11 protein-coding genes and 1 pseudogene are annotated in these 10,564 nt (G+C 66.4%); 5 read left to right on the top strand and 7 right to left on the bottom strand.

Annotated features, from left to right (window positions below; all coding sequences use genetic code 11):
* Nucleotides 1-495 precede the first annotated feature (495 nt).
* Nucleotides 496-1,008: an O-acetyl-ADP-ribose deacetylase gene (locus A3CU_RS0108365; protein WP_027941907.1), complete on the top strand. Its 513-nt coding sequence runs from the start codon at nt 496-498 to the stop codon at nt 1,006-1,008.
* Nucleotides 1,009-1,053: 45 nt separating this feature from the next.
* Here the strand turns inward: A3CU_RS0108365 and A3CU_RS0108360 are convergent, their stop codons facing one another.
* The 6 genes and pseudogenes from A3CU_RS0108360 to A3CU_RS50935 form a co-directional block, all read right to left on the bottom strand.
* A complete protein-coding gene (locus A3CU_RS0108360) occupies nt 1,054-2,019 on the bottom strand; it encodes a 5-oxoprolinase subunit C family protein (RefSeq protein ID WP_027941906.1) in 966 nt (321 codons plus the stop codon).
* On the bottom strand, nt 2,009-2,902 hold the full coding sequence (locus A3CU_RS53865) for a 5-oxoprolinase subunit B family protein (RefSeq protein ID WP_027941905.1): 894 nt from the start codon (nt 2,900-2,902) through the stop codon (nt 2,009-2,011). Before A3CU_RS53865 ends, A3CU_RS0108360 begins: the two co-directional genes overlap by 11 nt.
* An 8-nt stretch (nt 2,903-2,910) precedes the next feature.
* The gene (locus A3CU_RS0108350; RefSeq protein WP_027941904.1) at nt 2,911-4,257 is read right to left on the bottom strand and encodes an acetyl-CoA carboxylase biotin carboxylase subunit; all 1,347 of its coding nucleotides are present in this window, start codon (nt 4,255-4,257) and stop codon (nt 2,911-2,913) included.
* The gene (locus A3CU_RS0108345; protein WP_027941903.1) at nt 4,254-4,502 is read right to left on the bottom strand and encodes an acetyl-CoA carboxylase; all 249 of its coding nucleotides are present in this window, start codon (nt 4,500-4,502) and stop codon (nt 4,254-4,256) included. Before A3CU_RS0108345 ends, A3CU_RS0108350 begins: the two co-directional genes overlap by 4 nt.
* A 34-nt stretch (nt 4,503-4,536) precedes the next feature.
* Nucleotides 4,537-5,259, bottom strand: coding sequence for a 5-oxoprolinase subunit PxpA (pxpA, locus tag A3CU_RS0108340; protein WP_027941902.1), 723 nt, complete (start codon nt 5,257-5,259; stop codon nt 4,537-4,539).
* A 116-nt stretch (nt 5,260-5,375) separates the two neighbouring features.
* Nucleotides 5,376-5,507 (bottom strand): annotated as a pseudogene (locus tag A3CU_RS50935) (helix-turn-helix domain-containing protein); the annotation flags it as partial.
* A gap of 357 nt (nt 5,508-5,864) precedes the next feature.
* Between A3CU_RS50935 and A3CU_RS43925 the strand changes: the two are divergent.
* From A3CU_RS43925 to A3CU_RS0108315, 3 genes are read left to right on the top strand one after another with little or no spacing between them, the layout of a single operon-like run.
* The gene (locus A3CU_RS43925) at nt 5,865-7,085 is read left to right on the top strand and encodes a quaternary amine ABC transporter ATP-binding protein (protein WP_043840759.1); all 1,221 of its coding nucleotides are present in this window, start codon (nt 5,865-5,867) and stop codon (nt 7,083-7,085) included.
* On the top strand, nt 7,078-7,995 hold the full coding sequence (locus A3CU_RS43920) for an ABC transporter permease (protein ID WP_052371547.1): 918 nt from the start codon (nt 7,078-7,080) through the stop codon (nt 7,993-7,995). Before A3CU_RS43925 ends, A3CU_RS43920 begins: the two co-directional genes overlap by 8 nt.
* Before the next feature lie 28 nt (nt 7,996-8,023).
* Entirely contained in the window at nt 8,024-8,929 is a 906-nt protein-coding gene (locus A3CU_RS0108315; protein ID WP_027941901.1) for a glycine betaine ABC transporter substrate-binding protein, read from the top strand.
* Nucleotides 8,930-9,172: 243 nt separating this feature from the next.
* On the opposite strand, the gene A3CU_RS43915 is transcribed toward A3CU_RS0108315, so the two are convergent.
* Nucleotides 9,173-9,826, bottom strand: a complete 654-nt coding sequence (locus A3CU_RS43915; protein WP_052371546.1) for a class I SAM-dependent methyltransferase — start codon at nt 9,824-9,826, stop codon at nt 9,173-9,175.
* An 86-nt stretch (nt 9,827-9,912) separates the two neighbouring features.
* Between A3CU_RS43915 and A3CU_RS43910 the strand changes: the two genes are divergently transcribed.
* The gene (locus A3CU_RS43910; protein ID WP_052371545.1) at nt 9,913-10,530 is read left to right on the top strand and encodes a TetR/AcrR family transcriptional regulator; all 618 of its coding nucleotides are present in this window, start codon (nt 9,913-9,915) and stop codon (nt 10,528-10,530) included.
* Nucleotides 10,531-10,564: the final 34 nt, after the last annotated feature.

Raw genomic sequence — 10,564 nt, 5'->3', positions numbered from 1 at the left:
GCGGCGCTACCACCCATATCAAGGATGGCAGCCCAGCACCGACGGAGTGGATCTCTACCAACCCGCCACCATGGCAATCCAACGCTACCGATGGCGCGGAACCATAATACCCACCCCCTGGACCCAGACACCCCGACACGCCACAACCTGACCGACTTGTGGAGAGCCGGATGCGGTGAAAGTCGCACGTCCGGTTCGGAAGAGCGGCATGGGGAAACGACCCGACGAAACCCGGGAACCGCGCCCCATGCCGACTCTTACAAAGTCCAGATGATCCAAGGACATCCGTGTTTCGTCCCACCGTCCCATGTGGACCACGAGCGCACACCCGGCCGCAATGTCCTGCATTTCACTCGCGGACCATGACCGAACTCTGACGCTCTGGTCCGGCACCGGCATATGCTCGTACCGGTTAGGTTGACCTTGACCACCCGGCCAGGCCGTAGCCATCGGCCCGTTCGACCTTCTCGATGACAGAGTTGACAGGATGGTCATATGGCGAAACCGAACATCACCCTGGTCCAGGGAGATATCACCGAACAGGACATGGACGCGGTGGTGAACGCCGCCAATTCCTCGCTCCTGGGCGGCGGCGGTGTGGACGGTGCCATCCACCGGAAGGGCGGCCCCGAGATCCTCGCCGAATGTCGCCGTCTGCGCCCCGGACACTACGGCCGGGGGCTGGCCACCGGGCAGGCCGTGGCGACCACGGCCGGGCGGCTGCCGGCGCGCTGGGTGATTCACACCGTCGGCCCCGTCTGGAACCCGGGCGAGGACCGCTCGGTGCTGCTCGCCTCCTGTCACCGGGAGTCTCTACGCGTCGCGCGGGAACTCGGCGCCCGCACCGTCGCCTTCCCCGCGATCTCCACCGGCGTCTACCGCTGGCCCATCGACGACGCCGCGCGCATCGCGGTGCAGACGCTGCGCGAGGAGGGCGAGGGATTCGAGGAACTGCGCTTCGTGCTCTTCAACAAGCAGGCCTACGACGCCTTCGCCGCCGCGCTCTGAGGCCCGCCGGGGGGCGGCCCGAGCCGGACCGAGTGAGACACGCTCTCAGCCGAGCAGGTCGGCGACGCGTTGGCGGCGCTGCCGATACTCCCGGCGCGCGGCGAGGGCGTCGTCGAGGCTGACTTCGACGAACCTGGTCTGCGTGTTGGGCGCCGATTGCGCCACCGCATCGAGGTCGACGCTGATGACGGTGGCGATCATCATGTAGCCGCCTCCGGACACGGCGTCCCGGTGCAAGATGATCGGCTCCACCCCACCGGGCACCTGGATGGACCCGATCGGATATGGGGCGTCGACGATGTTCGACGGATCCTGTCCGGCACCGAACGGCGGCGTCCGAGAGACCATCTCCAACTCGCCGCCCTGGTAACGGAAACCGACGCGGTCGGCGACCGGTGTGAGCGTCCAGGTCGTGGACAGGAAGTTCTTCCTGCCCGCTTCGGCCAGCACGTGGTCGTACAGCCCCATCACGACTCTGACCTCGATCTCCTTGGCCATGACCGGCCTGAGCTCCTCGGGCAGCGATCGTCCCGGAGCCCCCTGACCGGCACCGACCGGCAGAACGTCGCCGGCCACCAGCGGGCCACCCGACAGTCCGCCGAGGTTGCCCAGGCCGTAGGTGGACCGGCTACCGAGCACCTGCGGCACGTCGATGCCGCCGCTGACCGCGAGATAGGCGCGCGCGCCTCGCCTGACGTACCCGAAGTCGAGAACGTCGCCGGCCTTGACCGCGAACGATTCCCAGACGGGGCGCTCCTCTCCGTTGACCTTGGGCGGGAGCTCCGCGCCGGCGACAGCCACCACCGCGTCCTCGGTGAACTGAAGTTCCGGTCCGAGGTAGGTGCATTCCAGCGCCGCGGCGCTCGGGTCGTTGCCGACGAGGCGGTTCGCGACCATGAGCGAGTATTGGTCGAGCGCACCCGACGGCGGGATGCCGACGTCGTAGTAGCCACTGCGGCCGGTGTCCTGGATGGTCGTGGACAGGCCGGGTTTACGCACCTCAATCGGCACGGAGCACCTCCAGCAGACGAGTGTTGAAACCGTCCGGGTCGTCCAGGAACGGTTGCAGGGCGAAGTCGACCTGCCGGGACCGGATCCGGAACTCGCCCGCCTCGACCTCCTTGACCGCCTCGTCATAGCGGTCACGATCGATCGGCGCGAACCGCACGATGTCGCCGGGGCGGAAGAACACCATGAAATCGGCGAAGTCCGGCATGGACTGCGATGGGTCGTAGATCGGTGCGGGGGTGATTCCGAACATCTGGTAACCGCCGGCACCTCGCACGGAGTAGATGCAGCCGAAGCATCCGCCGTGTCCTACTGTCTGTTTAGGAGTGTCGGTGCGGGGCCGGAGGTACTTCGGCACGACCAGCTGGCGCTCCTGCGGCACCATCTGGAACATGAACGGCAGTCCCGCGACGAAACCGACCATCGAGGTGAACCACGGCGAGTTCGAGTGCATCCGGATGAACTCGTCCGCGTCGGCGAGGCCGTTGATCCTGGCCGCGTAGTCGATGTCGGTGACCTCCGGATCCTGATGCCGGTCACGGAACCGCATGAGGGTCTCGGTGGTCCACGGATCCCGGTACAGGACGGGGATTTCGACCACCCGGGTGGACAGGCTGACGTCGGAGGCGTCCCCGACCGTCCGCTCGATGTCGGTCAGGTGCCCGAGCAGCGTGTCCGGTTCGATCACGTCCGGGTCGTATCGGACCTGGTAGGAGGCGTTGGCGGGACAGATCTCCAGAACCCCGTCGAGCTGTTCCTCCCGCAGGGTGGTGGTGATCGCCATGGCCCGGAAGTTGGCCCGCAGGCTCATCGACTCGGCGAGTTCGACGAAGATGTGCTCGTCGCCGCCCCAGCTGTACCGGGCCGGCTGGTTGTTTCCGTTCATGGGTGCTCCTACGCGCGCTGGGTGAGCCACTGCTCGAGGGTGCCGGTGTCGAAACGACCTTTGGCGAACCACGGCTGGTCCAGCAGCTCCACCAGCAGGCTCGTGGTCGTCGGCACGCCCTCGACGACGAGTTCGGACAGGGCACGCGCCGAACGTGCCAGCGCGGTGGCCCGGTCGTGCCCCCAGATCACGACCTTTGCCACCAGGGAGTCGTAGAACGGCGAAACCTCGCTCCCCGTTTCGAGCCACGTGTCGGTGCGCACCCACGGCCCGGTGGGAAGGTGAACGTAACCGACGCGGCCGGGTCCCGGCATGAAGTTCCGGTCCGGGTTCTCCGCGCACACCCGGAACTCGATGGCGTGGCCGCGTGCGGTCACGTCGCTCTGCTGGATGCCGAGTTTCTCACCGCCCGCGATGCGCAACTGCTCGGCGACGAGGTCGATCCCGGTGATCAGCTCGGTGACCGGGTGCTCGACCTGGATGCGGGTGTTCATCTCGATGAAGAAGAACTCGCCCGAGGAGTCGTCGACCAGGAACTCGCACGTACCGGCACTGCGGTAACCGACCTGCTTGCACAGGCGAACCGCCGCCGCGGTCATCTCCGCTCGAATGCGCTCGTCGATGCCTGGCGAGGGCGCCTCCTCGACGACCTTCTGCCGGCGGCGTTGCAGAGAGCACTCCCGCTCGAACACGTGGATCGCGTCGGAACCATCGCCCAGTACCTGCACCTCGACATGTCGCGCGCTGCGGACGAACCGCTCGACATACATGCGGCCGTCGCCGAAGGCGCTGGCCGCCTCGCCGGACGCCTGCGGGAAGGCGGACATCAGTTCGGTCTCGTCGGCCACCACGCGGATGCCGCGGCCACCGCCACCGGCCGCGGCCTTCAACATCACCGGATACCCGATTTCCCGGGCGGCGGCGACGGCTGCGGTGACGTCGCTGACGCCGTCGGTGGTGCCAGGCACCGTGGGCACGCCCGCAGCCATCGCGACCTGCCGCGCTCGAACCTTGTCGCCCATCTGCTCGATGACGGCGGCGTCGGGGCCGACGAACGTGAGCCCGGCTTCGGTGACCGCAGTGGCGAACGCCGCCCGCTCGGACAAGAACCCGTAGCCGGGATGTACCGCGTCGGCACCGGAATCACGCGCTGCCGCCACGATGGTCTCCGGGACCAGATAGCTCTTCGTGGCCGGCGCGGGGCCGATGTTGACGACGGTGTCGGCGAGTCGGGCGTGTGTCGCTTCCATGTCGGCGTCGCTGGCGACCGCGACGGTTTCGAAGCCGAGATCCCGGGCCGCGCGAATGATGCGGACCGCGATCTCACCACGGTTGGCGACCAGCAGCCGCTTCACGACTCGACCTCGAGCACGACCAGAACCTGCCCGGCGTCCACGACCTCTTCGGCCTCCGCGGCGTAGTCGACGACGGTTCCGTCGGCTCCTGCCTCGACCGGGTAGAAGGACTTCATCACCTCGACCAGGCCTACCGTGTCCCCGGCGCCGACCCGCTGGCCGGGTTTGACGTACTCCGGGCTGGCCGGATCCGGCCTGCGGTAGAAGACCCCTGGGATCGGTGACACGACCTCGTGTCGGGCCATGAAAAACCTCGCTGTCGCTCGTTGGAACAAGGAATCAGCTCAAGTAGGGCTTGAGCGCTTGGTGGACACTCCTGGCAAGGTCGACGGCTCCCGGCGTGTCGGAATGCACGCAGACGCAGTCGGCCCGCATGGGGATGTCGTTGCCGTTGACCGAGGTCGCGACCCCCTCCGTGACGGCCCGGACCGACCGCGCGGCGGCAACGGCCGGATCGTAGGCAACGTGGTCCCGGGTGATGATCAGTGAGCCGTCGTCGCCGTAGTCGAGATCGGTGTAGTACTCCGCGATGAAGCCCTGGGGACGTTGTCCCCACACCTTCTCGTGCATGGTGTTCGCCATGCCCATGAGCGGAACGTCGAAGACGTCCGCGGCAGCGGCGACGGCCCGGGCGACGGACTCGTCACGAGAGGCCATCCCGTAGAGCGCACCGTGGGGCTTGATGTGGTTGAGCGGCATCCCCGCTCCCCGGAGAAACCCGCTCAGCGCGCCGACCTGGTACACGACCGAGGCCGTGAGTTCCTCGGAATCCAGCTTCATCTCGCGGCGGCCGAACCCCTCCCGGTCGGGAAGGGAGGGGTGCGCGCCCACCTTCACGGAGTGTTCCTTGGCGAGAGCAACGGTCTTGCGCATCACCACGGGGTCCGCGGCGTGGAAGCCGCACGCCACGTTCGCCACGGTGATGTAGGGCATGATGCCCTCGTCATCGCCACAGCGGTAGATGCTGTACGCCTCGCCCATGTCACAGTTGATGGCAACCATGTCGCGTTCCTTTTCTCGTCAGGACTGCCAGGATCGACGACGGCGAGGTCAGCGGCTAGTGCGCAGGTTGGACAATCCGGCGGCGCCAGGTGCCACTTCGGAGTACGGCCGCGGCGTTATAGCTGGTCGTCGAGTTGCAACGCCAGCCAGAGTTCCGCGCGCGTCGTCGGATCGTCGAGCTCCCGGCCCAGCGCCTCGGCCGCCTTGCCCATCCGGTATCGAAGGGTGTGCCGGTGAATGCCCAGCGCTGAGGCGAACGCGTCCGACTAGCCGTTGTTGGCCAGGAAGGTTCGCAGCGTGTGCCGGAGATCGACCTTGGAGTTGCGGTTCTTGTCGGCCAGCGGCGCCAACAGCGCCGCAGAGTCACCTCGACCACCTGCTCGATCCACGACCCTTCGACTCGGCTTGAAAGCTCGCCATCCACGTTCAAGTTACGAAACGATCACGTGTCGATGACGATCGCGGCGTCGTGATCGAGCTCATGAAACGACGGACCTGGTGTTTACCGGTTGCTTTCCGTTCCACTGGTTGTGCCTCTGTGTCTTTTGAATAGGGTGCTGGGACCAGTGTCAGGTTGATCTTCGTTGCGAAAGGCGAGGAGCCCATTGCCGACTGTTCGTGCTGAGAAGCTGTACAAGGTGTTCGGCAGGCGTGCCGATGATGCGGTGCGCCGGCTGCGAGCCGGCGTCGATCGCGCCGGCCTGGACCTGCCCGGCGTCACACCGGCCGTGATCGACGCGTCGTTCGAGGTTCAGGCCGGCGAGCTCTTCGTGGTCATGGGGCTGTCCGGCTCGGGAAAGTCCACACTGATCCGAATGCTCAACGGCCTGTTGCCCGCGACTTCGGGAAAGGTCTACGTCGACGGGGTGGACATCACGGCGATGTCGGCAAAGCAGGTCAGGGAGATGCGGCAGAGCACCATCAGCATGGTGTTCCAGCATTTCGCCCTGTTTCCACATAGGACTGTGCTGGAGAACGCTGCGTACGCACTCGAGATCAAGGGTGTGCCACGTGACGAACGCCTTGATACGGCAAGGAAGTCGCTTGCGCTGGTTGGGCTGGCAGGCTGGGAGGACCACCGGCCTGACCAGCTGTCGGGCGGGATGCGGCAGCGCGTCGGGCTGGCCAGGGCACTGGCCGCCGACACCGATGTGCTGCTGATGGACGAGGCGTTCAGCGCACTGGATCCCCTGATTCGCCGTGAGATGCAGGATCAGCTGTTGTCTTTGCAGGCCCAGCTGGGAAAAACCATCATCTTCATCACGCATGACCTCAACGAAGCGATGCGCCTCGGGGACCGGATCGCGGTGATGCGGGAGGGCAGGATCGTACAGATCGGAACGGCGGAGCAGATCCTCACCGAACCGGCCGACGACTACGTGGCCCAGTTCGTGCAGGACGTCGACCGCAGCCGGGTGCTGACCGCCGGATCCGTGCTGGTCGAACCGCTCGCCACGCTCGATCGCGGGGCCGAGCCGGGAGCAGCCCTGCGCCTGATGCAGGAGCATCGGTGTTCCGCTCTGTTCGTGCTGGAACAGGATGGCCGCTTGGCCGGTGTGATATCCGATACCGACGCCACCGAGGCCGCAGGTCGTGGCGAAGAGAGCGTGCAGGGGATCATCAGCCAGGAATTCGCTGCGGTCCGGCCGGAAACGCCGGTGAGCGAGTTGTTCACGCCCGCGGCCGAAAACCGTCTTCCGCTTGCCGTGATCGATGACGACCGGCGGCTGCTGGGGGTGGTCCCGCGAGCCACCCTGCTGGCCGCGCTCGGCGAGGCGACCCACTCCGACGACAGTGCCGGGAAGGAGGTGGCCTTCCATGCATGAGCGCTTGCTTGCCGACGCGTGGCACGTGCCGCGGATTCCGCTGGGCGACTGGTTCGCCCGCATCGTGGACTGGCTCAACAACAACGTGGGGCCGCTGTTCGACGCCGTCCAAACCATCATCACCGGTGCGGTCGACGGGCTCACCACCGCACTGCAGTGGCCGCCCGCGTGGGCCATGGCCCTCGTGTTCGCACTGCTGGCCTGGTGGTTGCGGAGCTGGAAGTTCGGCGCGGTCACGTTGGTCGGGTTCGCGCTCGCGGATGGCCTCGGCGTGTTCGACGAGGCGATGCTGACGCTGGCTCAGGTCCTGGTCTCCGGGGTGATCGCCACGCTGATCGCGGTACCACTCGGCATCTTCGCCGCCCGAAGCACCGCGGCCAGCAGGGTAATCAGGCCGGTACTGGACTTCATGCAGACGCTGCCGGCCTTCGTCTACCTGATTCCGGCGATCTTCTTCTTCTCCATCGGCGCGGTGCCCGGGGTCGTCGCCACGGTCATCTTCTCCCTGCCGCCCGGGGTCCGCCTCACCGAGCTCGGCATTCGCCAGGTGGACAAGGAAATGGTCGAAGCGGGCGAGTCCTTCGGCGCGCCCCCGCGCAAGATCCTGACCGGTGTCCAGATCCCACTCGCGATGCCGTCGATCATGGCCGGGGTCAACCAGATCATCATGTTGTCGCTGTCGATGGTCGTGATCGCCGGTATGACCGGTGGTCCCGGGCTGGGTGCCAAGGTTTTCGAGGCCGTCCAGCGTCTCCAGCTCGGGGCTGGTTTCGAGTACGGGGTGGGAGTGGTGATCCTGGCCATCTACCTGGACCGGATCACCTCCTCGTTCACCGGCCAGCGGACGCGCCGCCTCCCGTCAAGTTCCCGCGTCACGCCGGCGCCCACCGCCTTCATCACCGGCGACTGAGAGTTTTACGAAAGGAGATACGACAAACATGACACGGGGTAAGCTGCGGCGCCTTTGCGCGCTGGTCGCGGCCGTGCTGTCGGTGAGCCTGGTTGCCACCGCCTGCGGCGGCCGTACTGCCAGCACCGACACCGGCCAGGAAAGCAAGACGATCAAGATCGGTTACATCGCCTGGGACGAGGACATCGCACTGTCCAATTTGGCCAAGGCGCAGCTCGAGGCCAAGGGATACAAGGTCGAGCTGCATCAGCTCGACGCGGCGCCGCTCTATTCCGGGCTTGCGAAGGGTGAGATCGACCTGTTCCTGGACGCGTGGTTGCCCTCCACGCACGAGGACTACTGGAACCAGTACAAGGACCAACTGGAGGATCTCGGGGTCTGGTACGACAATGCCACGTTGAACCTGGCGGTCCCGCAGTCGGTCGCGGACGTGAACTCCATCGAGGACCTCAAGGCGCACGCGGCGGAGTTCGGCGGCAAGATCACGGGTATCGACCCCGGCGCGGGCGAGACCAGGATCATTCAGGACAATGCGATCCCCCAGTACGACCTGGCCAGCTCGATGACGTTGCAGAACTCGTCGAGCACCGCGATGCTGGCGGCGCTCGACACCGCCGTGAAGTCCAACACGCCCATCGTGGTGGCGCTGTGGCATCCGCACTGGGCGTATTCGCGGTACCAGCTGAAGGACCTGGCCGACCCGAAGGGTGCCATGGGGAAGGGCGAACAGCTGCACGTCCTGGGCCGCAAGAACTTCGGCAAGGACTTCCCCGCGCTGACCAAGTCGCTGCAGGCGCTCAAGGTGAATGACGAGCAACTCGGTTCGCTCGAGGACGCGATCCAGAAGGCCGGCGAAGGCAAGGAAGCCGACGCGGTCAAGCAGTGGGCCGAGCAGAACAAGGCGTTCGTCGACTCGGCGTTCGCCGGCGTCTGATCCCGGCGCGGTGGGGCTGGGCCATTGCGAGAGCATGGCTCAGCCCCTCCGTAATCAGTCAACTGAGGTCGAAGCGCAAACCAATGACGTGCGACTTGTAGCCACGCGAGCGATAGAACGCCAGCGCACCGGTGTTCGCGGCATAGGCTTGCAGTAGCGTCAACCATTCGATGGGAAAATATCGAATTCTTCCCCGGCATTAATGGCGCGGTTGATGATCTACACGTCGGGTGAATCTCGGGCCTACTTGATGGCCAGGGCGAAGGAGATCGTCGTGCCGAATTCGCCGCTCGGGAAGGCCGGCGCCACGGTGGCGAAGGTTCGCTGTAGTTCGTGGATCACGTCGGCACCGGCGAAACCCGCGGTGGCGCGATAGGTCGCGCGGCCGAGCCGGATCGCCGCTCGCTTGAACACGTGCCCCGTCACGATCAGGCGCATGTCGAACACCAAAATGCGCCCACCGGGGCGCAGCGCGGCGTGAGCGATTTCGACAGCAGCACGCACGTCCGGCGTGGCGGACAGCGAACTCAATGCCACCGCCGCGCGGGACTCGTTGTCCCCCAACGAGTCCCGCGCGATGTCGGCTCGCCGGAGCCTCACGTTCGGCCAACCGTGCGCTTCGGTCACGCGTTGCGCCCGCGTGAGCATTCGCGGGCTGTAATCGACACCGAGAACGGAGCCGTCAGGTCCGACCGCGTCCCGCCAGACGGCCAGGCCGGCGCCAGTCCCACACCCGATGTCGATCACTCGCTCACCTGGTTCCAACTCCAGGTGCTTCAGGGCCAACTCGTTGAGCGGTGCCAGCATCCGCTCCAGGCCGCGGTAATAGGTCGCGGATGCCAGGTCCCAGCAGCGCCGCCCCCGACGCAACCGCCGTTCGTATGTCGTTGCCATCATGTCTCCCCTCCTCGATGCAATGCAGTCGCATTGTAAACAGCTCGGCGAGCGGCATGCAATACGATCGCATTGGAAAGGAGCGGCCCATGCCCAAGCAGGTCGACCACCAGCAACGCCGAGCGCAGATCGCCGAGGCGGTCTGCCGGCTCACCGCCCAGCACGGACTCGACGCGGTCAGCCTGCGGCAGGTCGCGGCCGAGGCCGGGGTGTCGATGGGGCGGGTGCAGCACTACTTCACCACCAAGGACGAGATGCTCCTGTTTGCCTTCCGGACGATCAGCGAGCAGGTCGAGCAACGGATGCGCGCGGCGGCGCTCACTCCCGGCGAGACGTCGGGTCCGCACGAGCTCCTGCGTGCGATGTTGCTGGAGATGCTGCCGCTGAGCGAGCAGGCCAAGGCCGAGGCCCCGGTGCTGGCCGCCTTCCTGGCCCGCGCGGTGGTGGCCCCGGATCTGGCCGCCTTCCTGGCCACGGACGCCGGGCGGTTGCGCGAGTTCGTCGCCGCGCAGATCGGCGGCGTCCAGCCGGCCGCCACCTTCGAAGCGGCCATGCTGCTGGCGCTGGTCGACGGGCTGATGCTCCAGCTCCTCACCGGCCAGATCGACGAGCCGACCGCGCTGGCCACCCTCGACCACCACCTGAACCGGATCTTCGACACCGCAACACGGCAGCACCCCACCGTGAGCAGCCCGACAAATTCCTGATGAGCGAGGAAGCTCGGCAGTGGTAGGAAGGGAA

Origin of the sequence: Amycolatopsis taiwanensis DSM 45107 (assembly GCF_000519205.1) — a bacterium.
Taxonomy (GTDB): domain Bacteria; phylum Actinomycetota; class Actinomycetes; order Mycobacteriales; family Pseudonocardiaceae; genus Amycolatopsis_E; species Amycolatopsis_E taiwanensis.
Note: the sequence above shows the minus strand (reverse complement) of the source record. Positions and strands in the feature narration are given on the sequence as shown.

Excerpts from the sequence above, each read along its gene's own strand:
- A3CU_RS0108365 (WP_027941907.1), top strand. The coding sequence starts at position 496 with ATGGCGAAACCGAACATCACCCTGGTCCAGGGAGATATCACCGAACAG.
- A3CU_RS53865 (WP_027941905.1), bottom strand. The coding sequence starts at position 2,902 with ATGAACGGAAACAACCAGCCGGCCCGGTACAGCTGGGGCGGCGACGAG.
- A3CU_RS0108345 (WP_027941903.1), bottom strand. The coding sequence starts at position 4,502 with ATGGCCCGACACGAGGTCGTGTCACCGATCCCAGGGGTCTTCTACCGC.
- pxpA (WP_027941902.1), bottom strand. The coding sequence starts at position 5,259 with ATGGTTGCCATCAACTGTGACATGGGCGAGGCGTACAGCATCTACCGC.
- A3CU_RS43920 (WP_052371547.1), top strand. The coding sequence starts at position 7,078 with ATGCATGAGCGCTTGCTTGCCGACGCGTGGCACGTGCCGCGGATTCCG.
- A3CU_RS0108315 (WP_027941901.1), top strand. The coding sequence starts at position 8,024 with ATGACACGGGGTAAGCTGCGGCGCCTTTGCGCGCTGGTCGCGGCCGTG.
- A3CU_RS43915 (WP_052371546.1), bottom strand. The coding sequence starts at position 9,826 with ATGATGGCAACGACATACGAACGGCGGTTGCGTCGGGGGCGGCGCTGC.
- A3CU_RS43910 (WP_052371545.1), top strand. The coding sequence starts at position 9,913 with ATGCCCAAGCAGGTCGACCACCAGCAACGCCGAGCGCAGATCGCCGAG.